This is a genomic window from Paludisphaera rhizosphaerae (assembly GCF_011065895.1).
Classification (GTDB): Bacteria; Planctomycetota; Planctomycetia; order Isosphaerales; family Isosphaeraceae; genus Paludisphaera; species Paludisphaera rhizosphaerae.
Window position 1 is genome coordinate 243,996 of sequence record NZ_JAALCR010000010.1, and the last position, 23,137, is coordinate 267,132.

The window sequence follows — 23,137 nt, forward strand, 5'->3', positions numbered from 1 at the left end:
TATAGTCGACCGTACCGGCCGTTGCAAGACGTCGTGGAGGGGCCGTCCTCTCCTGTCGAGACGTCTTCACGCGCCGCGTCGACCTCAAAAAGGACGCACCATGACGACGCCTCGCCCCTTCCGACGTCCGCGGACGACTTCCGAGAACTCGACCATTCGTCGCTCGTCGCGAACGCCCATAGGGAGAAGCGTCGAGATCCTGGAAGACCGGCGGCTCCCCGCCTCGTTCGCGGTGACGAGCCTGGCCGCCTCGGGGGAGGGGACGCTGCGGTGGGCGATCCAGATGGCGAACGCCCATCCCGGGGCGGATGAGATCGACTTCGAGGTCGCCGGGACGATCAACCTCAACCGCAAGGCGAGCCTCCCCGCGATCACCGACCGCGTGACGATCGACGGCTCCTCCGCGCCGACGTTCGCCGGATCGCCGGTCGTGACGGTGAACTTCCAGGGAACGAAGGGGGTCCGGTTCGCGGCTGGCAGCGACGGGTCGACCTTGACCTCGCTCTCGATCGTCAAGGCCGGCAACGCCGGAGTGACGCTTGAGGCCTCGCGGATCACCGTGCAGGGGAACTACATCGGGCTCCTCGCGAACGGTTCGACGGTCGCCGGCAACCGGGGCGACGGCGTGACGATCGCCGCCTCGTCGCACGACAACCTGATCGGCCGCGTCGACCCGGTCACGGACGTGACCTACTACAACACGGACTCCGTGAGCATCCAGCCGGTCACCGGCTGGCAGGGGATCCGGGCCTCGAGCGTCGCCGGCAACTACCTGATCTCCGGCACCTCCGGCAGCAACGGCCTGCTCTACGACGGACCCATCAGCGGCCAGGGCGGGACGAGCTACCTGGTCAACTACCCCGGCGCGGCGACCACCAGCGTCTACGGGCCCGACCTCCTCAGCGACGGCAGCGTGCGGCTCGTCGGCAGCTATCGGACCGGCGAGGACACGGTCTCGGGTTTCGTCTTCCAGGGGACGACCGCCGAGTTGACGGACGCCTCGCACTATCAGTCGATCGCCTATCCCGGCGCGCAGTTCACCTACGTCCACAGCACGATGGGAGACCTGGCCGTCGGCAATTACGACAGCTCGAACTCCACCGGCGCCCCCCTCGACGCAGGTCACGCCTTCATCTACAACCTGGCGACCAGCACGTTCGTCACGGACGTCGTCTATCCCGGCTCGGTCAGCAACACGGCCTACGGCATCTGGGACAACGGCCGTTCGCATTACACGATCGTCGGCGGGACCACCCTGCCGGCGACTCCCGGGCGTGATACGCCGCTCGGCATGGGTTACATGGTCGACTACGACGCGACGACCGGCGTGTTCTCGAACTGGAAGACGTTCGCCTATCCCGACGGCCCCGCCGGCGTGGAGTTGCTGACCCACTTCGAGGGGATCAGCAGCGTCGAGGACGGCGTCTATACGCTGGCCGGCATGTCCGCTCAGATCGGCGGCGGCGCCTTCAGCGAGGCGGCCCTCGTGACCGTCAAGCGCAACGCGGACGGGACGTTCGGCGACGGGACGTGGGTCACCGTGAAGGTGCCCGGCGCCAGCGGCATCACCACGTCGGACGCGGTGATGGGCAATCAGGTGGTCGGGATCGCGGCCTCGACGGAGGGGACCGTCTCCTATCAGGCCACGGTCAATACGGCCTACCAACTCTCCAACGTCATCTCCGGCAACGGCGGCGAGGGGATCGGCGTCTACGGCTCGAACAACAATCGGATCGCCACGAACTACATCGGGACCGACATGACCGGGACCCAGAAGCGCGGCAACGGCCGCAACGGGATCCTGATCACGAATGGGGCCCGGGGAAACATGATCGGCGGGACGGACTCCGGCGGCAACGATCCCACGGCGGGTGTGATCGTCCGTCCGCCGCAAGGGAACCTGATCTCGGGCAACCGGGCCAACGGCGTCCTCATCACCGGCGGCGCGACGGGGAACACCCTGAGCGGCAACTTCGTCGGCACCGACGCTTCAGGGAACTCCGCGCTGGGGAATCGCAAGGACGGCGTGGCGATCGACCGGGCCGACGGCAATTCGCTCATCGGCTGCACGGTCCAGAACAGCCCGTTCGTCTATTACAATGTTCTCTCGGGCAACGGCGGCAACGGCCTGCGGGTCACGAACTCCAACGACATCACCGTGCACGCCAACTTCATGGGCGTCGGCGCCAACAACGCCGTGATCGTGGCCAACGGCGGCGACGGTCTCCTGATCTCGGGATCGTCGCGGAACACTCAGGTAGGCGGGATCATCCCGCTGGGGAACGTGATCTCGGGGAACAACCGCAACGGCATCGAGGTCAAGGACCGGGCCAGCGGCTTCGTCTCGTTCAACACGTTCGGCGGCGTCTTCGCCTTCGGCGGGGCCGCCCCCAACCGTGGCGACGGCATCCTGATCACCTCGACGGGCGGGAACAACCTGGTCCGGACGTCGATCATCTCGGGCAACTACGGCAACGGTATCGAGCTGGGCGGCCAGGCGACCGGCGTGGAGATCACCGACACGGCCACCGGGACCAACACGGCGATCAACGCCCCCATCCCCAACCGCGGCAGCGGGATCAAGATCTCCGGCCGAGCCCACGGCAACGCCGTCGGCGGATACCAGCCGTCCATCGAGCCCCGCGACACGTCCTCGGCCAACGGCCGATATGGGATCGAGATCGTCGGTTCGGCTCGCGACAACGTCATCTACAACACATACATCGGCACCGACGCCCGAGGGACCAGCGCCCTGGGCAACCTGCTGGGGGGCGTCTACCTCGGCCCCGGTACGTCGAACAACTCCATCGGCGGCGCCGAGGACGGTCAGGCCAACCTGATCGCATACAATCTCGCCAATGGCGTGCTGATCAAGTCGGCCCGCAACGGCCGGGTCGCCAACAACCGGATCCAGTCGAACGCCGGCTACGGCCTGCAGGCGATCGGAAACGTCGCCGTGACCGTGGTTCGCGACAACACCATCGAGGACAACGCCCTCGGCAACGTCGACACCTCGAAGGCCACGGGGATCATCGTGGAGTCGTGATCCAGCCGTATCAGAGGTCGAAGTACAGGAACGGGGCGGGCGTCAGAAACGCGTGCTGCTCGAAGAGGCTCCAGACGCCTCCCCACGAGGTGTACTGCGAGAAGAAGATGACCAGCACGTAGATGACGGCCACCGGCACGATGGCGAGCTTCCCCAGCAGCCGGAAGAACCAGTGACTCCGCCGCTCGCGCCGGAGCGACCGCGCGTAGGCCCAGCCGACGAGCAGTCGCGCCGGTGCGAGGAAGACCACGAAGACCAGCCCCGGCAGCCACGCAGCCTCGCGGGGGATCATCTCGATCTTGAGCAGGTGGAGCGGGATCGAGGCCGCGAGCAAGACGAAGAGCGCGAACGCGAAGGCCCAGGGCGCGTGTCGGAACCGCTCGCGGGCCGCCCTGCGCCCGAACAGCGCAGACGCCTTCCCTTCCACGGCATAGCTCGTCTGAAGGAACGGGATCACAGGCGCGACGATCGCCAGGCAGAGCATCCCGATCGGCCCCAGCAATGGGAACCGCGTCGTCCCGGCGATCATGGCCGACGGTAGGGCGATCCAGGCGAACGTTCCCACGAACCCCACGAATCCCAGCCGGAAGTAATAGGCCGGCCGGAACCGGGCGAGGAACCCCCAGAAGCCGTCGGTCGACTCTGCAAGCAGGCCCCCTTCGCGGAGCTTCCGCTTGAGCCAGAACGGACCGCCGAACGGCCAGAGGAAGGAACGCAACCGCCCTCCGCGCAGGAAGGCCGTCAGGACGTGCCCGCAAGACAGCCCCCAGACGGCGATCGTCGCCAGCCGCAATCCTCGCGCCGCCGGCCCCCCCGGATCGATGACCGCCGCCGAGGCCGCATACGACGAGACCAGCCAGAGCGGGACCATCGAAACGACCGTCCCCAGCGCCATTCCGCCGACCCGGCCCGCCAGTCGAACCCCGAACACCCCGTCCCGCAGCCTCCCGCTCCGCGCGACCCTCGCCGACGACTCCAGCAAGTACCCCAGGCTGAGGAACTGCAAGACGGGCGTCGACGACAGCACCGCCAGCCCCAGCACCAGCGAGACCATCCCGAAAACCCACCCCACCGCCGACGCAATCCCACGCATCAGCCACATGAACAAGCGCGGAACAAGCCGCCTTCGAGGCGGGACCTCGAAACGGCTGACCTCAGCCGGCGCTTCGTCGAGCAGGATGGCGGTGTCCATAAATGGAGATACCGAAAGGCGAGGCGATTGGTTTCACGCCTCTTCGTCATCGTCCCACCATCCAGCCGAATCGTCAACGAGGCTGCCTTGACGTATCAGCGCCGTGGCTTGTGACTCCTCCACCCCCGTGTTACGATCCGCCGGCCGTCGTATCGAGAAGCCACGGGGGGATTTGCGATGAGAGAACCGGCTTTCGACTCGATCTCATCCCGGAGGCGGTTCCTCGCCCAGACGGCGGGGCTCGCGGGATTGGCTCTGACAGGCGCAGGGGCGCGGGCGGGAGGATCGGACTTCATTTCGTCGATCTCCCGCGAGGTCGCCATCCCCGGCCGACCGGGGACGCCCGCCTGGTTCCATCCCAGGGCCTGCCTGGTCCCCGGCGGCCAGGAGAATGAGGTCCTGGCGACCTTGCAGACGATCCACGGCTCGGACGTTTTCGGCCCGATCCACTGGACGGCCTCGCGCGACCTCGGTCGGACGTGGACCACACCCGCGGCGATTCCCGGCCTGGGGCGATCCCCGTTCACCGACGGCCTGGAGGCAGGCGTCTGCGACGTCGTCCCCGAGTTCCACCCGGCCACGCGCACCGTGCTGGCGATCGGCCATGACGTTTTCTATCGCAACAACGTCCTGGCCCGACCGCAGCCGCATCGCAAGCCCGTCTACGTCGTTCGTTCGGCCGACAGGACGTGGTCTGCTCCCCAGCGGCTTGAATGGGACGACCCTCGCGCCTCGGCCATCCACTCCTGCGGTTGCTCGCAGCGGATCATGACGGCCGACGGCGACGTCCTGATCCCGCTCACGTTTGGATCGGAAAACCGCGAGGACCGCCTGGTTACGTCGGTTCTCTGCTCGTTCGACGGTCGTTCCTTGCGGATCCGCCGCGTCGGCGCGGTGCTCGAACTTCGGGCCAAGCGCGGCCTGCTGGAACCCTCGTTGACGACCCTCGACGGCCGCTATTACATGACGATCCGCGCCGAGGACGATCGCGGTTACGTCGCCACGTCGCCCGACGGCCTGGCCTGGGAGCCGATGCGGCCCTGGTGCTGGGACGACGGCGAGCCCCTCGCCATGAGCACCACCCAGCAGCACTGGCTGACGCACTCGGACGCCCTCTTCCTCGTCTACACCCGCAAGACCGACGAGAACGCCAAGGTCGTCCGCTGGCGGTCGCCTCTCTTCCTGGCCGAGGTCGACCGCTCAAGCCTCCGCCTGATTCGCTCGACCGAACGCGTCGCCCTCCCCATCGTCGGCGACGCCCGCGCCGAGCCCGCTCGCATCCCGCTGATGGGCAACTTCCACGTCGTCAACGCCTCGCCCGAGGAATCGTGGGTCACCGTCGGCGAAAACCGACCCAAGGAAGCCTGGTGGGGCGACTTCCTCCTTGCCCGCATTCGTTGGTCGCGGCCGAATCGGCTGGTGGGGTGAACGTGGGGAATGGTCGGGACGGCGGCGCGTCCTGACTGGGCGTCCGCCGATGGACGGCCAGCCGGATGGGCCGTAAGCTGAAGTTCGTCCCGACGCCTTCGAAACCCAGCACCCGGTATTTCATGACCGAGCCCTCGCCAGAAAAACCGAAGCGTCGGGTCCGTTACCTCGGCCGGAATCCACGCCACTTCCATGAGAAGTACAAGGAACATCAGCCCGATCGCTATCCGGACGACGTGGCGAAGGTGATCGCCGGGGGTAAGACCCCGGCCGGGACGCATCGGCCGATCATGGCGGCCGAGATCTTAACGATGCTCGAGCCCCGATCGGGGGAGGTTGCGGTCGACTGCACCTTGGGCTATGGCGGCCACGCCCGCTTGCTGCTCGCGGCCGTGCAGCCGGGCGGTCGGCTGCTGGGCATGGACGCCGACCCGATCGAACTGGCCAGGACGGAGGCGAGGCTGCGGGGGCTGGGCTTCCCTCCGGAGTCGCTCGTCGTGCGACGCATGAACTTCGCGGGCCTGCCGCGATTCCTCGCCGACGAGTCGCCGGCGGGGGCGGACGTCCTGCTCGCGGATCTCGGCGTCTCGTCGATGCAGATCGACGACCCTGATCGCGGATTCAGCTTCAAGGTCGCCGGCCCGCTCGACATGCGGATGAATCAAGCGAAGGGGCGTCCCGCCTCCGTCCTGCTCTCGGGGTTGAGCCGGCCGGCGCTCGCCCGGATCCTCGCCGAGAACGCCGACGAGCCGCACGCCCTCGCGATGGCCGGAGCGATCCTCCGCGCGCACTCGGCCGGGCCGATCGAGACCACGCAGGGGCTCGCGGAGGTCGTCCGCGGGGAGGCTGAGAGGCTCGGGCTCTCGAGCGACGCCGCGGAGGACGTGGTCCGTCGGGTGTTCCAGGCGATCCGGATCGAGGTCAACGACGAGTTCGGGGCCCTGACCGAATTCCTGCGCGTGCTGCCGGCTTGCCTGAAGCCGGGCGGCCGGGTCGCCATCCTTACGTTCCACTCCGGCGAGGACCGCCGGGTGAAATCGGCGTTCAAGGACGGCCTCCGCGACGGCGTCTACGCCTCGATCGCCGATGACGTGGTGCGGGCCTCGGCCGCGGAGAGGCGGGACAATCCCCGGTCGTCGTCGGCCAAACTGAGGTACGCAGTCCGGGCTTAGCAGCGATGCGAAGGGGGCGATCGGATGGCGGTCGGAGCGCGGAGGGTCGCGGGACTGGCAGGCAAGGCGGCGTTCGCAGCCCTCTTCATCGTCGGAGGCGTCGCCCACTTCGCGAGGCCTGAAGCCTACATGAAGATCATGCCGCCCTACCTGCCGTTCCACCGCGAGTTGGTGCTGGTCAGCGGCTTCTTCGAGATCGCCCTGGGCGTGGCGCTCATGATCCCAGCGACATCTCGGCTGGCCGCCTGGGGTCTGATCGCGCTCCTGGTCGCCGTTTTCCCGGCGAACGTCTTCATGTACCAACACGCCGAGAGGTTCGGGATCTCGCCGACCTTGCTGCTCCTGAGACTGCCGCTGCAGGGGCTTCTGATCCTCTGGGCGTATGCTTATACCAGGTGGGGGTCTTCTTCGACGCCGGGCGGCAGCTCATGAAAGAATCGCGAGGACGTCGAAAGACGGCCTAACCGAAGTCGATGCCGCGTCCTTGAAACGATGAGCCGTCAGCCGGGGTATCAGCTTCCAGGATCGGTGCGGCCGACAGGTCCGAAGGGTTCGTTTCCATGCGACTCCGCGACGTCGGATTCCTCTGCGTGGTGCTTGGCTGCGGGCTGGCGACGGGGCGCGGGGTGATCCGCTCGGCCTCGCCGGTTCGGGGGCCGTTGCGGGAAGTCGCGGCGCGGCCTGAGGTTTCGGCGCGGGTCGACGAAGCGTTTCGGCGAAGCTGGACCGACCAGGGGATTGAGCCCGCCTCGCCGGCCGACGAGTTGACGGTGATGCGCCGGCTCAGCCTGGGGCTGGCGGGGACGGTTCCCTCGCTGGAGGAAGTCCGACGGTTTGAGGCGATCGAGCCCGGCAAGCGCGTCGACGCCTGGCTGGATGTGCTGCTCCGCGACCGTCGCACGGCCGACCATCTGGCGGAGCGGTTCGCCCGGGCCTTCGTCGGCGTTGAAGGTGGGCCGTTCATCGTCTTTCGGCGACGGCGGTTCACCACCTGGCTGAGCGACGCCATCATGGAGAACCGGCCGTACTCGGCGATCGTCCGCGAATTGATCGCCGAACAGGGGATCTGGACGGATCACCCGGCCGTCAACTTCGTCACCGTCACCCGCGACGAGATGACCCAGCGGCCCGACCCCGACCGGCTCGCGGCGCGGGTCTCGCGGGCCTTCCTGGGGGTTCGGATCGACTGCGCTCAGTGTCACGACCACCCGTTCCAGCCCTGGAAGCAGGCCGACTTCCGGGGGCTCGCCGCGTTCTTCGGCGGCGTTCGATCGAACCTTCGCGGCGTTTCCGACGCCAAGAACGAGTATCGACCGCTCGACCGCAAGACCAAGGAGCCGATCGACGTCGAGCCGACCGTCCCCTCGCATCCGGAACTTCTCCCCGCTGAGGGACCGCCCCGCGAGCGCCTGGCGAGCTGGGTCGTCGACTCGCGCAATCCTTACTTCGCCCGAGCCGCCGTCAACCGCGTCTGGGCCGTCCTGGTCGGCCGACCGCTCGTGGACCCGATCGACGAACTCCCCGCCGCCGCCGACACACCCCCGGCGCTCGACCTGCTCGCGGCCGACTTCGTCGAGCACGGCCACGACCTTCGCCGACTGATCCGAGCGATCGCCTCCACGGAAGTCTACCGGCTGGAGAGCGTCGACCTGCCCGAAGAGGCCGTCTCCCCCAACGACGAGACCTGGGCGGCCTTCCCCATGACCCGCCTGCGGCCCGAACAGGTGGCCGGCGGGCTGGCCCAGTCGGCCTCGATCTCGACCCTCGGGCCGGGCTCGTCGTGGCCCTCTCGCTTCGTCGCCTATGTCGACGGCAACAACTTCGTCCGCCGCTACGGCGACGCCGGCGAGGACGAGTTCTCCCCTCTCGGCGGCACGCTCCCCCAACGGCTGCTGATGATGAACGGCGAACTGGTTAAGAAAAAGACCCGCGGCGACTTCTTCAACGCCTCGCGACGAATCGCCGATCTCGCCCCCGATGGCTCGAAAGCCGTCGAGTTGGCCTATCTCTGCGTTCTCAGCCGTCGCCCGTCCGACGAGGAGGCCGCCCACTTCACCCCTCGTCTGCAGGGGGCGAAGCGCGACGACCGCATCAACCTGATCGCCGACCTCTTCTGGACCCTGCTCAACTCGGCGGAATTCTCATGGAACCATTGAGGAACGTCGGGCTTTCCGGCGTCTTCCCCCCTGGAGGGGGAAGACAGACCGCGCAGCGGTCAGATGAGGGGGACGACCAGCGGTGGATTTCCAGATACGTTTTAGATCCAGAAGTTCCTAGATCTCCACCCCTCATCCGCCCCTGCGGGGCACCTTCCCCCTCAAGGGGGGAAGGCCGTTATGGTCTCGACTCGTATCCCAGGCCCAGTCTGTACGAAGGAGCCGGCCCATGCACCTCGACCGTCGCGGCTTCTTGACGACCCTCGCCGGGCTGAGCTGGATGACCCCTGCCGCCGAGTTGCTCGCGCGCCAGGCCGAGAAGACCGACGGGCCGGCCGGCTCGATCATCCTCCTCTGGCTCGGCGGCGGCCCTAGCCAGCTTGAGACCTTCGACCCTCATCCCGACTCGAACGCCGCCGGCGGGACGAAGGCGATCGCCACGGCCGTGAAGGGGGTCAGTCTGGCCGCCGGGTATGATCGGCTCGCCGAGGAGATGGGCTCGATCGCCTTGATCCGGTCGATGACCAGCAAGGAAGGCGACCACGAGCGCGGGACGTACATGCTGAAGACCGGCTATCGCCCCGATCCGACCGTCATCCACCCATCCATCGGCGCGATCTGCTGCCACGAACTGCCGACCGGAACGACCGACATCCCGCGTCACGTCTCCATCCTGACCGGCCAGTGGCCTAGTCGCGGCGGATTCCTCGGCGGCGAGTACGACGCTTTCCAGGTCGACGACCCCAAGGGGAAGCTGCCGGACGTCGTCACCCCCGTCGCACTTGGCCGCGATTCCCAGAGGGCCCTCGATCTGGACGTCGTCAACCGCGCGTTCGCCCGCCGTCGGACCGCCAGGGTCGAGGCGACGCTCCATCAGCGCTCGGTCGCAGCGGCGCGAGCGATGATGTCCTCGGAGCAGCTCAAGGCGTTCGACGTCTCGCGCGAGCCGGCCGAGATCCGGGCGGAGTACGGCGACTCTCCCTTCGGCCGCGGCTGTCTAGCAGCCCGCCGTCTCGTCGAGGTCGGCGTCCGCTGTGTGGAGGTCACGCTCAACGGCTGGGATTCGCACGTCAACAACCATGAGATCCACCGTCGCCAGGCGGGGATCCTCGACCCGGCCTTCGCGGCCTTGATTCGCGACCTCCGCCGCCGCGACCTGCTCGAGCGCACCATCGTCCTCTGCTGCGGCGAGTTCGGCCGGACCCCGCGCATCAATCCGTTCGGCGGCCGCGACCACTGGACCAACGGCTTCAGCCTGGCCCTCGCCGGCGGCGGCCTCCGCTCGGGCTTCGCCCTGGGCGAGACCGACCCCGAGGGCGTCAAGGACCCGACAAGCCCCATCCCTGTCGCCGACGTCCACGCCACCATCCTCACCTCCCTGGGCCTCGACCCTTCCCGGGAGAACATCGCCCCCGTCACCAGCCGTCCCATCAAGCTCAGCGAAGGCCGCCGCATCCCCGAACTGCTGGCCTGATCCCCCAGGTCGATTCACGCCGAACACGACGGATTGCGACGCCTGCGCCGATTCCCCGTGCGTGGGGGTGGCAACTTGAATTCGGTCGTATCATCCTACTTGAGGCGTGCTGTGGTCCTGGTGCGATTACCGCACGAAGACAGGATAGGCACGACCGCCGAAGACCCTGTTCCGCTTGCAGAGCCGGCTGTCGCAACGACGACGAAAGTCGTCGAGCGAACCCAATTTCGGCGTCCGGCAAATCGCTGTAGCTTCTTGGTGATAAATGGTTTGCAGCGAGCGACCGCTGGAAACGTCGTCGCGAACGGACCCAAAGGAACCCAAGGCCATGCCGACCAGCGTCACGACGTTCCTGATGTTCCAGGGGAAGCAGGCTGAGGAGGCGATTCGGTTCTACGTCGACCTTTTCCCGAACTCGGCCGTCGATTCGATCGTCTTCTACGGGCCGGGCGAGATGGGGCCGGAAGGGACCGTGAAGCTGGCCAATTTCACCCTGGCCGGCCGCCCGTTTCGCGCGATCGACAGCCCGCCGGTCCACGCCTTCGGTTTTACGCCGTCGATCAGCCTGTTCGTCGACCTCGAGGAACGGGCCGCGTTCGACGCCGCTTGCGCCAGGCTGTCGGAGGGCGGGACTCTATTGATGCCCCCCGGCGAGTACGGCTTCAGCGCGGCGTTCGCCTGGCTCAACGACCGGTTCGGCGTCTCGTGGCAGTTGAACGTCCCGTTCGCTTGATCGTTCATGGAGGAGTCACAATGCGATTGATCCTGCCTCTGCTGGTCGGACTGATCGGAGACGTGGACGTCGCCGACGACGCGGCCCTGCGCCGGGCGATCGAGACGGCGAAGGCCGGGACGACGATCCGGATCGCGCCGGGCGAGTACAAGGGAGGCGTCTTCGCGCGCGACCTCGTCGGCCAGCCCGATGCGCCGATCGTGATCCGCGGCGCTGACCCGAAGCATCCGCCCGTCTTCCGCGGGATGGCGTTCGCCATTCACCTGTCGCGCGTCGCTCACCTGGAGTTGCGTGACCTGGTGGTGGAGCGGGCCACGGACAACGGGATCAATATCGACGACGGCGGCGATATGGAAGCGCCCTCGCACCACGTAGTTCTCAGCGGGCTGCGGGTCCGAGACGTCGGCCCGGACGGCAACCACGACGGGATCAAGCTTTCCGGGTTGGCCGACTTCCGCGTCGAGAACTGCACCGTCGAACGTTGGGGCCTGGGCGGTTCGGCGATCGACATGGTCGGCTGTCGCGATGGCGAGATCGTCGGCTGCTCCTTCCGCCACGGCGACCGCGCCGGGGCGAACGCTGTGCAAATCAAGGGAGGAAGCCGGAACGTGGCGGTCCGTCGCTGCCGCTTCGAGCACGCCGGCGAACGCGCGGTGAACCTCGGCGGCAGCACGGGTACGGCCTTCTTCCGCCCCAGGCCCGAGGGCTTCGAGGCGAAGGACCTGCTCGTCGAGGACTGCACGTTCGTCGGTTCGGCGGCGGCCGTCGCGTTCGTCGGCGTCGACGGGGCGACCGTGCGGCGGAACGTCGTCTATCGCCCGCGCTACTGGGGATTCCGCATCCTCCAGGAGAACCGAACGCCGGGCTTCGTCGCCTCGCGGAACGGCCGGGTGGAGGGCAACCTGATCGTCTTCCGTACCGATGAGATGAAGACGGCCGTCAACGTGGGCTCCGGCACGGCGCCCCAGACGTTCGCGTTCGCCGGCAACGCCTGGTACGCCCTCGACACGCCCGATCGCAGCCGACCGACGCTCCCCGTCGCCGAGGCTGGCGGCGTCTACGGCGTCGAGCCTCACTTCAGCAACGCCGAGGCCGGCGACCTGCGTCTCGACCCGAAGTTCCCCGACCCTCGCCCGAAGCCGTGAACCGTGATCAGCAGCAGGATTGATGGCGCTCGATGCAGGTCTTCAGGACCTCGTCGGGAGGCCGCTCCCACCAGTCCTGGCCGGAGAAGATCTCGACCTCGTGGAAGCCCTCGTACCCCTGGCCCTCAACCGCGGCGCGGAGCGATGGGATGTCGATGACGCCGTCCCCCATCATGCCGCGGTCGAGCAACAGGTCGCGCGTCGGCACGAGCCAGTCGCAGATGTGGAAGGCCAGGATCCGCTTCTTCCCCGCGCGGTTGATCTCCCTGTGGATATAAGGATCCCACCACACGTGATAGACGTCGAGCGCGATCCCCAGGCCGTCGTCCCCCAACTCGTCGCAGAGGTCGTTGGCGTGGGCCGTGGTGTTGACGCACGCGCGATCGGCGGCGTACATCGGGTGCAGGGGCTCGATTGCCAGCGGCATGTTGCGCGGGCGGGCGTAGTCGAGCAACTCCCCGATCCCGTCGCGGACCTGCGCCCGCGCCCCGAGGATGTCCTTCGAGCCCTTCGGCAGGCCGCCGACGACGAGGACGAGGCACGTTGCGCCCAGTTCGCAGGCCTCGTCGACGGCGCGTCGGTTGTCGTCGCGGGCGGCCACGATCTCCTCGGGTGTGGAGCCGGGGAACATGCCGCCCCGGCAGTAGCCCGTGACCACGAAGCCCAGGTCGCGGACCATCTTCGCCGACTCCGTCAGGCCGAACGTCTGGACCTGGTCGCGCCAGGGGGAGACACCCTGGATGCCGTGGCGGGCGCAGCCCTCAAAGATCTCGCCGAGGTTCCAGCGCTTGCGGACGGTGGCCGTGTTGATCGAGAGCAGCTTCGGATCGGGCGGGCGGTGGCTCACGGCTCGATCCCCTGCACGGCCATAAAGGACCGCATCCGCGAGGCGGCGCGGTCGGGGTCGTCGAGCAGGCCGGCGGCGTCGGCCAGGCGGAACAGCTCCGAGTAGTGCAGGGCGCTGCGGGCGCTCTGCTGGCCGCCCACCATCACGAAGTGGTCCTGCCAGCCGTTGAGCCACGCCAGGAACACGACGCCCGACTTGTAGAACCGCGTGGGGGCCGCGAAGATATGCCGCGACAACGGGACCGTCGGCTCCAGGATCCGCCGATACTCGCCCAGGTCGTTCGCCCCCAAAGCCTGCAGCCCAGCCGAGGCCGCCGGGGCGATCGCGTCGAAGATCCCCAGCAGGGCGTGCGAGTATCCTCGGTCGTCCCCCTCGATCAGCTCGGGGTAGTTGAAGTCGTCGCCGGTGTACATCTTCACGCCTTCGGGGAGGCGGCGACGCATGTCGATTTCCTTGTCCTTGTCGAGGAGGGAAATCTTGATGCCGTCGACCTTCGCGGCGTGGTCGCCGATGATCCGGAGGCAGACGTCCATCGCCTCGTCGAGGTCGTCCGAGCCCCAGTAGCCGGCCAGCGCCGGGTCGAACATGGGGCCGAGCCAGTGGAGGATCACGGGCTCGCGGACGCGGCCGAGGATCGCGCCGTAGGCGTGCTCGTAATCGTCGGCCGATCGCGCGGAGGCCGCCAGCGCCCGGCTGGCCATCAGGATGATCCGCCCGCCGACGGACTCGACGGCCTCGGCCTGTTCCTCATACGCGGCGATGACGTCGGCGGTGGTCAGCCCTGGTCGCGGGGCGAGTTGATCGGTCCCCACGCCCGACGCCACCTTCGCGCCGGGCTTCCCCTTCGCGAGTGCGACGGTCCGCTTGATGAGTTCCAGGGCCGTGGGCCAGTCCAGCCCCATGCCGCGCTGGGCGGTGTCCATCGCCTCGGCGATCCCCAGACCGAGCGACAGCAGGTGCTCGCGATAGCGGAGCGTGGCGTCCCAGTCGACGGCCGCGCCGATCCACGGATCGACCGCGCTGCGTGCGTCGGCCACGACGTGCGCGGCCGAGAAGGCGACGCGGTTGAACTCCGGTCGCGCGGGGGGCTTCCACGACCGCGCTCCCTGCATCGTGTAGGGCTCGACGGCGCCGGAGCGGCTGAGGAGATTCACGCGGGGCATGGCTCTGAGTCGATCCTGAAAGGATGCGGACGAAAGGAAAGCCGGCCTTCCCCCCTGGAGGGGGAAGGTGGCCCGGAGGGCCGGATGAGGGGGATGAGCGGCGTTGGACGCACACCCGACGGGGCGTTCTCGATCCCACGGCGGTCGTCCCCCTCATCTGACCGCTGCGCGGTCTGTCTTCCCCCTCCAGGGGGGAAGACGTCGAAAGGCCGCCACTCGATCCTACGGGACAGCCTCTCAAACCTCCAGTTCGGGGACGTCGACCCATCGCCGCTCGCGCCAGGACTTCAGGCCCAACTCGACGAGCTGCACGCCCTTGGCGCCTTCCAGCAGGTCCCAGGGGAACTCGCCCTCGCCGTAGACGTGCTTCAGGAACAGCTCCCACTGGGCCTTGAAGGCGTTGTCGTAGGTCACGGTGTCGGGGACGCTCGCCCAGTCGGCGTAGAAGTCGTGGGTGTTGCGGACGTCCGGGTTCCAGACGGGCTTGGGGGTGTTGACGCGCGACTGGGTGCGGCAGTCGGTCAGCCCGGCGACGGCCGATCCGAGGACGCCGTCGACCTGCAAGGTCAGCAGGTCGTCGCGACGGACGCGGACGGTCCACGAGCTGTTCATCTGCACGATCACGCCGTTGGCCAGCTCGAAGGTCGCATAAGCGGCGTCGTCGGCCGTGGCCTTGTAGGGCCGCCCGCGCTCGTCGCGACGTTCGGGGATGTGGGTCGCGCCCAGGCAGGAGACGCTCTTGATCGGGCCGAAGACGTTGTCGACCAGGTATCGCCAGTGGCAGAGCATGTCCAGGATGATGCCGCCGCCGTCCTCGGCCCGGTAGTTCCACGACGGGCGCTGGGTGGGCTGAAGGTCCCCTTCGAAGACCCAGTAGCCGAACTCGCCGCGGACAGAGAGCATTCGGCCGAAGAAGCCGGCGTCGCGGAGGAGCTTCAGCTTCATCACGCCCGGCAGCCAGAGCTTGTCCTGGACGACGCCGTGCTTGACGCCGACCTTGCGAGCCTCGCGGACGAGGCCGAGGGCCTGTTCCAGGTCGACGGCGACGGGCTTCTCGCAGTAGATGTGCTTGCCGGCCGCGATGGCCCGGCGGAGGATCGCGGGCCGGCCCTGAGTGGTGGCGGCGTCGAAGAAGATCTCGTCGTTGGGGTCGGCCAGGGCCGCGTCCAGGTCGGTCGTCCAGCGCGGGACGCCGACGCGCCGGGCCAGCGCGGCGATCTTCTCGGCGTCGCGGCCGACCAGCAGCGGGTCGGGGACGATCCGGTCGCCGTTGGAGAGCGTCACGCCCCCCTGGTCGCGGATGGCGACGATCGATCGGATCAGGTGCTGATTCATCCCCATCCGGCCGGTGACGCCGTGCATGACGACGCCGATGCGATGCTCTGACATCTTCGTCCTCAAACGAATCGAAACATGGATGCGATGCGTGGGCTCGCCCGGATCAGGGGCGTTCGCGAGAGAGGAGCCGCCCGAGAACCCCGACGCGCGGGGTCGCGAGACGGCGGACCGGCGGCCGGGCGGAGGCGGGGTCGTCTCCGAGCCCGCGAGCCAGCCGCATCAGGAACTCGTCACGCGGGATCTCCCGGGCGCCGAAGCTGACCATGTGCTCGCTGCGGACCTGACAGTCGAGCATCTCGACCCCTTCGGCGGCCAGATCCTCGACGAGCGCCGCGAGGGCCACCTTGGAGGCGTCCGTCGCGACGTGGAACATCGACTCGCCCGAGAAGCAGCGGCCGGCCAGCACGCCGTAAACGCCCCCCACAAGCTCGCCGTCGCGCCAGGCCTCGACGCTTCGAGCCACGCCCATGCGGTGCAACTGCCCGTAGGCGGCTTGCATCTCGGACGTGATCCAGGTGCCGTCCTCATGGCCCCGCGGGGTCTCCGCGCAGGCGCGAACGACGTGGTCGAAGGCGGTGTCGCGACGGATCTCGAATCGGCCGGAGCGGATCGTCCGCCGCAGCCGGTGCGAGACCCGCAGCTCGCTGGGAAACAGGACGAGCCGAGGGTCGGGCGACCACCAGAGGATCGGCCCGCCCGGCTCGTACCAGGGAAAGATCCCCCGGCGATAGGCGGCGATCAGCCGGTCCGGCGAGAGGTCGCCGCCGATCGCCAGCAGCCCCTCCGGCTCGGCCAGGTGGGGGGGCGGGAAGATCGGGTCGGGGCCGAGTCGGAAAAGCGACATGGGGCTTCTCTCGGGGTGCCCGACCTTCCCGTCGCCGAGCGACGTCGACCGATCAGGCCGACGCGCCGGTCTTCAGGGCTTCCAGTTGATCGGACGAGCCGAAGTTCGTCCGATAGCGGGCGATGAAGTCGTCGAGCGAATACGCGTGTTCCTGAGGTCCAGGATGCTCGATCGCATAGACCGCCGTCAAGGAGGCCATCCGGCCGACGACCTCCCACGGCAGCTTTCGAGCCATCCCCGCCACGAAACCGCCGCGGAAAGCGTCGCCCGCGCCGGTGGGGTCGGCGACCTTGTTCGGCTTGGCGGACGGGATCTGGTACTCCTTCCCCTCAACGGTGATCAGGGCGCCCTTCTCGCCCAGGGTCATCACGGTGATGGGGACGCTCTTGCGCAGCTCTTCCTCGGAGATCCCCAGCTTCTCAGCCATCATGCCGAACTCGTAGTCGTTGCCGGCGAGGATCTTGGCGCCCTTGCAGCCCTCCTGCAGCTCGGACTTGTCCATGCGCGGAAGCTGCATCGAGGGATCGTACAGGTAGGGGACGCCGGCCACCGTGCACTCGGCGGCGTAGCGGCCCATCGCGGCGGGGTCGTTGGGAGCGATCACGACCAGGTCGTCCTTGGTCGCGCCCAGGTCCTTCGGCGAGATCGTCGAAGCCTTCGACATCGCCCCGGGGTAGAACGCGATGATCTGGTTGTCGGCGAGGTCCGTGTTGACGAAGCAACTGGCCGTGTGTTCGTCCTTGATGACGCGAACGCCGCCGTCGTCGACGCCCTTCTCCTTCAGCCGGCCGCGGTAGTCCTCAAAGTCCTCGCCCACCGTCCCGACCAGAATCGGCTTCTCGCCCAGCAACGCCAGGTTGTAGGCGATGTTCGCTCCCGTGCCGCCCCGACGCCGCGTCAGCGAGTCGACCAGGAACGACACGCTCAGGACGTGCACCTTGTCCGCCAGGATGTGATCCTGGAACTTGCCGGGGAAGACCATGATGTAGTCGTAGGCGATCGAGCCGGTGACGAAGACGCGCATGGATCAGGGGACCTTCTGTTAGTTAGATCAGGCGAAATTGAGGGTGAGAGTCTTCGTCGAAGTCGGGCCGTCGCCGACGTCCCTTCTCCCCTTGTGGGAGAAGGTGCCCCGCAGGGGCGGATGAGGGGTGCGGAACCGGAAGCCAACGCCTTGATGGTCCCCCTCATCCGGCCTTCGGCCACCTTCTCCCACAAGGGGAGAAGGGAGGCATGTTCAGGGCTTGCGAAGCTTGATTTGGCAGGGGCACCTCGAACGTCCTCAGGCTTCTTCCAACATCCCCAGCGCCTGGGCGATCCGGGCGCGGCAGCGGTCGCGGCCGACGAGGAAGAGGCAGTCGTACAGCCCGGGGCCGACGCCCTGGCCGGTGGTCGCGACGCGGAGCGGGTTGACCACGTCGCCCATCTTCCGGCCGGTCTTCTCGGCGTAGGCGTGGACGGCCTGCTCGAGCGTCGCCAGGTCGTAGGGCTCGGTCTCGGCGAGGAGCGTATCCAGCTCGCGGAGCATCTCCGGGACGCCCGGCTTGCGGAGCCGCTTCTTGACGGCGTCGGGGTCGAAGGTCACCTGGTTCTCGAAGAAGAACCGGCCGAGCTTCACGACGTCGGAGAAGACCTTCATCCGGTCGCCCAGCGCGATGATCACGGCCTCCAGCAAGGCGCGGTCGTCGTCCGAAATCGGATCGTCCACCAGCTTCTCGGCCTGGAGGAACGGGATCGCGCCGGCGACCTTCTTGTCGAGCGGCGTCTCCTTCATCCGCTCGCCCTCGATCCAGAAGAGCTTGTCCGGGTCGAGGCTCGCGGGCGAGCTGTTGACGCGTTCGAGCGAGAACTTCTCGATCAGCTCGGCGCGTGTGAACAGCTCCTGGGAGTCGTCGAAGCTCCACCCCAGGCGGGCCAGGTAGTTGACCAGGGCGTCGGGCAGGTAGCCGCGTTCGATGTACTGGTGCAGGAAGATGAGGATGCCGCGCTTCTCGTACTCCTCGGTCTTGCGCTTGGACATCTTGGCGTGCGAGCCGGGCTCGGCCACGTATGGGACGTGCGCGAAGGCCGGCGGCGTCGCGCCCAGGGCCTCCAGGATGAGGAGTTGCGGGAAGGTGTTGGAGAGGTGCTCCTCTGCGCGGACGACGTGGGTGATCTGCATCTCCACGTCGTCGACGACGCTGGCGAAGTTGTACAGCGGCTGGCCGCCGGGACGGACGATGACGAAGTCGCCGATCTCGTCGGTGTCGAAGCGGACCTCGCCCTTGACCAGGTCGTTCAGGACGAGCGTCCGGCCCGAGGGGACCTCGAACCGCAGCGCGTAGGGCCGGCCTTCGGCCTCGAACCGGGCGAGGTCGGCGTCGGAATACTGGATGCGGCGGAAGCGGTACGCCTTCTTGGCCTTCTTGGCGGCCTCGCGATCGACCTCGCGCTCGGCGTCGGTGCTGTAGTCGCGGTAGACCTTGCCGTCGGCCACCAGCTTGTCGACGGCCGTCCGATAGAGGTCCTTGCGCTCGGACTGGTAGTACGGCCCGTGGGGGCCGCCGACCTCGGGACCCTCGTCCCAGTTCAGTCCGAGCCAGCGGAAGCCGTCGAGGATCTTGGCGACGGCCTCGTCGACGTGCCGCTCCTGATCGGTGTCGTCGATCCGCAGGATGAACTGGCCGCCGTGGTGTCTGGCGAGCAGCCAGTTGAAGAGCGCCGTGCGGACGCCCCCAATGTGCAGGTAGCCGGTGGGACTGGGGGCGAAGCGGGTGCGTACGGTCATGGCTCTCAATCTGCCGGCCGATGAAACGCCGACGCGACCGCCACGGCCCTCCCTGAGCCCCGCCGGTCGCTAACGACTTGGACGCGAACGAATTGGGTCCACGATAGGGCCCCGCCCCCCCGGCTGTCAACGGCCGCAGGCTCGCCCGACCCACCGCCCCGTTTCGCGGCCTCCCTCTTGATTTTGACGACACTCGTCGTCAAAATGGCGACACATGTCGTCAATCGGCCCGTGGAGTCCGTGTGATGAGCGACCCGCTGCCGGAGTTGTCCGAAGCCCAGATGGAAATCATGGGTGTGGTCTGGGATCGCGGAGAGGCGACCGTCGCCGACGTCTGGAAGGTGCTTTCGAGCCGGCGCAGAGTGGCGAGGAGCACCGTGGTGACGATGCTCACGCGGCTCCAGGAGAAGGGCTGGCTGAGCTGCGACGACGACGGCCACGCCTTCCGATACCGGGCGACCCAACCCCGGGCGACGACGCTCAACACGATCGTCTCCAAGCTCGTCGACACGGCGTTCGGCGGATCGGCCGAGAATCTGGTGATGGCCCTGCTGCACGGCCGGGGCGTGTCGAAGGCGGAGGCGGCCGAGATCCGGCGCATGATCGACCGCGCGGAGGGCCGCAAATCATGAGCGCCCTCTTCGCCCTCCCCCCCGAGAGTCCTTTCCTCCGGTTTACGGCGGTCGTCCTCTTGCAGACGTCGCTCGCCGTCGCCGTCGCGGCGGCGGTGAGCCTGTTTTTCCGAAGGCGTGCCGACGCTCGCCACGCGGCCTGGCTGGGCGCGCTCGCCTGGGCGGCCCTGTGCCCAATCGTCGTCGTGTTGGCAGCTTACTCCGGCGCTTCGCTCGGGACCCTCCGACTGCCGCTGCCGTCGAGACGCGCGGCACCAGTCGCCGAGACGCCGCTCGACGCTTCGGCTTCGCGGGCCATCGCCGAAGCCCCATCCGAACTTCCGAGGCCGACGGTCCTCGCTCCTTCCTCCATGCCAGTCGCGGCGGCTCGCGAGGCCGCGCCGCTGGCCGCCCCTCGACCAACCTGGCGGCCGGATCTGCCCGTGGCGCTGGCCGTCGTCTGGTTAGCCGGCGTGGGGTTCGGGCTCATCAGGATCGCTCGGATGTATCGAAGACTTGGGGTGCTCGCGCGGGCCGATGAGCGGACGCCCGTCCGAGGCCGTGAGGACGTCGTCGAGGCCGCCCGCGCCGCGCTCGGGGCTTCGGAGTTCCCCGCCGTGCTCGCGTCTTCGGCGATCGGCGAGCCGCTGGTCGTGGGCCTATTGAAACCGACGATTCTCTTGCCCGCGCGGCTGGCGGAGGATGGGACGCCCGAGGCGTTGCGAGACGTCCTGATCCACGAGGGAGCGCACGTTCTGCGCCGGGACCTTTGGGTCGGGTTCCTCCAGCGGCTCGTCGGGGCGTTCTACTGGCCCCACCCGCTCATCCACCTGATGAACCGCGAGCTTTCGCGGGCTCGGGAGGAGGCGTGCGACGACTTCGTGCTGAGGGCGAGCAGGCCGGCCGACTACGCCCGCACGCTGCTGGCGATCGCCGAGGCCTACCGACCCGTCAAGCCGCCCTTCGGCCTCAGCCTGCTCGGCGTGCGGTGGTCGCTCGCCGATCGCATCGCCGGTTTGCTCGATCCCAGGAGGGCCTCCATGAACGTGACGAGCCTTGCGACCAGGGCCGTGATCGTCTTGACGCTCGTGATCGTCGGGGCGGCGACCGCCCTGGTCCGCCTCGACGGCTCTGCGCAAGCCGAGGAGCCCAAACTTGCCGCGGCGATGCCGCCAGCCGGCGGCGCGACAATCCCGGGCGTCCTCTGGAGCCTGCAAGGCGTCGTCGTCGACGAGCAAGGAAAGCCGGCGGCGGGCGTCAACGTTTATACCCGATCGCGCCGCGACGGCCTGCGAACGCGGACGCGCGACGACGGCGCCTTCACGATCCCCCTGGAAGGCAGAGCGGACGTCCGCGAGTTCGCGCGATCGGTCGTCGCCGAGTCCGACGACCTCACGAAGTCCGGGATCGCCGTGTTCGATCCGCCGATCATCCGCATGGCCAACCGGCCGATCCGCATCGTCCTCAAGCCCTCACGGACGGTCACGGTCCGTGTGACGGATCAGGCGGGAGCCCCGGTTCCGGACGCCTCGACCGAGGTCTTGAGCTTCTGGTACGAGAACAGCGCGCGTGCCGGCGTCGACGGGATCGCGACCATCCGGTTCCCGGCCGACGCCGAGATTATCTGGGTCCTCGCCCTGAAGTCGAAGGTCGGCTTCGACTACTTCGAGAACTACAAGATCGCTCCGGGACGCGTCGAGCATTTCGATCCATTGCCGCAGACCGTCGCACTCACGTTTCGCGGGGCGACCACCGTCCGAGCCCGCGCGGTGGACTCCCAAGGCCGCGGGATTCCCGACGCCTGGTTCGGTCCTCGGGACGGCGCGTTCCCCAACAAGGTCGACCACTGCCGTCTCGACTATAGCGAGATCGCCGGCATCAAGACCGATGAACAGGGCCAAGGCGTCTGCGATTGGATCCCGGAGAACTTCGGGGGCATGTTCAGATTCGAGACGCCCCACCACTCGGGCCGCGCTGAATTCGCTTTCTCTGCCCAGAGACCCGCGCCGGCCGACAGGACCTTCAAGCTGCTGCGCGACACCGAGTTGGGCGGAACCGTCCGGTTCGCCGACGGCCGGCCGGCGCCAGGACTGGCGGTCCGCCTGGAGGCCGGCCCGTCGCCGAACGCCGGAAAGGGCGTCGTGTCGGTCCGGACCGACGACCAGGGACGATATCGCGCCAGCGTCGGCCCGGAGACGACCTACATGATCGAGGTCGACGACCCCGACTGGACGTCGCGGTCGCTCCACGAGGTTCTCCTCCGCGAAGACGAGCCGCGCGGCGACCTGGATCTGACGCTGGTCAAGGGGACGATCCTGGAAGGGCGGGTCGTCGCGGGCGACGAGCCACGTCCCGTACCGAACTCGGGCGTAACGCTCATCCAGGAAGGCGATCTGCTCCCTCAAGAATTTCGGCGTCTCAGCGCTTCGCGGGGGACGCTTCGAAAGGGGGCGGTCACCGGAGCCGACGGCGTCTATCGATTCCGGGTGACGCCGGGGTCTTATCAGGTCAAGGTCATGATGAACGACGCGCCCCTCCAGGTGGTCGTGAAGGATGAATCCGAGGAGCGTCGAATCCTGCCCGACATGGCGCAGACGCCGGCGACGGAGATGTCCGGGATCGTGGTCGAGGTCACTCCGGAGGGCGAACGTCCCGTCCCCTCCGCGCGGCTATGGCCGGTGATCCGCGGCCGATCGGGAGGTTTCAACCCGATCCGATGCGATGAGAACGGCCGCTTCCGCGGGTCTTGGTGGCTGGGCCCGGACAAGGGGATCGTTTTCTATGCCTCCGCAACGCCGTCTCTGGCCGGCTTCGTCTCGCCTTCCAGGGGAGCGAAGGAGGTGAAGGTCGTGGTTGCGAAGGCTGCCATCGCCTCCGGTCGCGTCGTGGATCACAACGGCAAGCCCGTGGCGGGGAGAGGGGTCGGCGTGACCATCGACAGCGGTCCTGATTTCGCCGCGGCCGGCCACGTCGGCTATGGAGTCACCACCGACGCCGAAGGCCGATACCGCTTCGGGCCCGTCCCCGTCGGCGCCGAGGGCGAGGCCCGCCTGACACTGTCTGACGTGAAGTCGACGCACCGCCTGTCGACGGTCATCCGTTTCGACGCGCCGACGGCCGACGATATCACGCTCCCCGATCTCGTCGTCCCTTCGCAAGCCGCCGCGGAATAGCCCTTCCTCGGCAGGTGATGCAGCACGATCGCCACGGGGGCCGGCAAG

The 23,137-nt window shown here is 68.1% G+C and carries 17 protein-coding genes; 10 read left to right on the top strand and 7 right to left on the bottom strand.

Annotated elements, in window-relative coordinates; all coding sequences use genetic code 11:
• The first annotated feature begins 100 nt into the window (after positions 1–100).
• On the top strand, positions 101–3,046 hold the full coding sequence (locus G5C50_RS15350) for a beta strand repeat-containing protein (protein WP_165070805.1): 2,946 nt from the start codon (positions 101–103) through the stop codon (positions 3,044–3,046).
• A 10-nt stretch (positions 3,047–3,056) separates the two neighbouring features.
• On the opposite strand, the gene G5C50_RS15355 is transcribed toward G5C50_RS15350, so the two are convergent.
• Positions 3,057–4,238, bottom strand: a complete 1,182-nt coding sequence (locus tag G5C50_RS15355) for a hypothetical protein (RefSeq protein ID WP_165070807.1) — start codon at positions 4,236–4,238, stop codon at positions 3,057–3,059.
• A gap of 177 nt (positions 4,239–4,415) precedes the next feature.
• Between G5C50_RS15355 and G5C50_RS15360 the strand changes: the two genes are divergently transcribed.
• From G5C50_RS15360 to G5C50_RS15390, 7 genes are all read left to right on the top strand, one after another.
• Positions 4,416–5,666: a sialidase family protein gene (locus G5C50_RS15360; protein WP_165070809.1), complete on the top strand. Its 1,251-nt coding sequence runs from the start codon at positions 4,416–4,418 to the stop codon at positions 5,664–5,666.
• Positions 5,667–5,731: 65 nt separating this feature from the next.
• A complete protein-coding gene (gene rsmH, locus G5C50_RS15365; protein ID WP_240907095.1) occupies positions 5,732–6,838 on the top strand; it encodes a 16S rRNA (cytosine(1402)-N(4))-methyltransferase RsmH in 1,107 nt (368 codons plus the stop codon).
• Between the two features lie 24 nt (positions 6,839–6,862).
• Positions 6,863–7,270 (top strand): DoxX family protein, encoded by a 408-nt coding sequence (locus G5C50_RS15370; RefSeq protein ID WP_165070811.1) that lies wholly within the window; start codon positions 6,863–6,865, stop codon positions 7,268–7,270.
• 128 nt (positions 7,271–7,398) lie between these two features.
• The gene (locus G5C50_RS15375) at positions 7,399–8,994 is read left to right on the top strand and encodes a DUF1549 domain-containing protein (RefSeq protein ID WP_165070812.1); all 1,596 of its coding nucleotides are present in this window, start codon (positions 7,399–7,401) and stop codon (positions 8,992–8,994) included.
• A gap of 229 nt (positions 8,995–9,223) precedes the next feature.
• Positions 9,224–10,468: a DUF1501 domain-containing protein gene (locus G5C50_RS15380; RefSeq protein WP_165070814.1), complete on the top strand. Its 1,245-nt coding sequence runs from the start codon at positions 9,224–9,226 to the stop codon at positions 10,466–10,468.
• 328 nt (positions 10,469–10,796) lie between these two features.
• Positions 10,797–11,201: a VOC family protein gene (locus G5C50_RS15385; protein WP_165070816.1), complete on the top strand. Its 405-nt coding sequence runs from the start codon at positions 10,797–10,799 to the stop codon at positions 11,199–11,201.
• A 20-nt stretch (positions 11,202–11,221) separates the two neighbouring features.
• The gene (locus tag G5C50_RS15390; RefSeq protein ID WP_165070818.1) at positions 11,222–12,346 is read left to right on the top strand and encodes a right-handed parallel beta-helix repeat-containing protein; all 1,125 of its coding nucleotides are present in this window, start codon (positions 11,222–11,224) and stop codon (positions 12,344–12,346) included.
• Positions 12,347–12,353: 7 nt separating this feature from the next.
• Here G5C50_RS15390 and G5C50_RS15395 read toward each other — a convergent pair whose 3' ends face one another.
• From G5C50_RS15395 to gltX, 6 genes are all read right to left on the bottom strand, one after another.
• Entirely contained in the window at positions 12,354–13,193 is an 840-nt protein-coding gene (locus G5C50_RS15395) for a sugar phosphate isomerase/epimerase family protein (protein WP_165070819.1), read from the bottom strand.
• Positions 13,190–14,356, bottom strand: a complete 1,167-nt coding sequence (locus tag G5C50_RS15400; protein WP_165070821.1) for a dihydrodipicolinate synthase family protein — start codon at positions 14,354–14,356, stop codon at positions 13,190–13,192. The genes G5C50_RS15395 and G5C50_RS15400 overlap by 4 nt, the downstream gene beginning before the upstream one ends.
• A 237-nt stretch (positions 14,357–14,593) precedes the next feature.
• Positions 14,594–15,745 carry a Gfo/Idh/MocA family protein gene (locus tag G5C50_RS15405; protein WP_165070823.1) on the bottom strand — a complete coding sequence of 384 codons (1,152 nt, stop codon included), beginning with the start codon at positions 15,743–15,745 and terminating at the stop codon, positions 14,594–14,596.
• Positions 15,746–15,797: 52 nt separating this feature from the next.
• A complete protein-coding gene (gene aat, locus G5C50_RS15410; RefSeq protein ID WP_165070825.1) occupies positions 15,798–16,538 on the bottom strand; it encodes a leucyl/phenylalanyl-tRNA--protein transferase in 741 nt (246 codons plus the stop codon).
• Positions 16,539–16,590: 52 nt separating this feature from the next.
• A complete protein-coding gene (locus G5C50_RS15415; protein ID WP_165070826.1) occupies positions 16,591–17,562 on the bottom strand; it encodes a carbohydrate kinase family protein in 972 nt (323 codons plus the stop codon).
• Positions 17,563–17,820: 258 nt separating this feature from the next.
• Positions 17,821–19,305, bottom strand: coding sequence for a glutamate--tRNA ligase (gene gltX / locus G5C50_RS15420; protein WP_165070827.1), 1,485 nt, complete (start codon positions 19,303–19,305; stop codon positions 17,821–17,823).
• Between the two features lie 245 nt (positions 19,306–19,550).
• Here gltX and G5C50_RS15425 point away from each other — a divergent pair, with 245 nt between their 5' ends.
• Positions 19,551–19,937 (top strand): BlaI/MecI/CopY family transcriptional regulator, encoded by a 387-nt coding sequence (locus G5C50_RS15425; protein WP_165070829.1) that lies wholly within the window; start codon positions 19,551–19,553, stop codon positions 19,935–19,937.
• A complete protein-coding gene (locus tag G5C50_RS15430) occupies positions 19,934–23,089 on the top strand; it encodes a M56 family metallopeptidase (protein ID WP_165070830.1) in 3,156 nt (1,051 codons plus the stop codon). The genes G5C50_RS15425 and G5C50_RS15430 overlap by 4 nt, the downstream gene beginning before the upstream one ends.
• Positions 23,090–23,137: the final 48 nt, after the last annotated feature.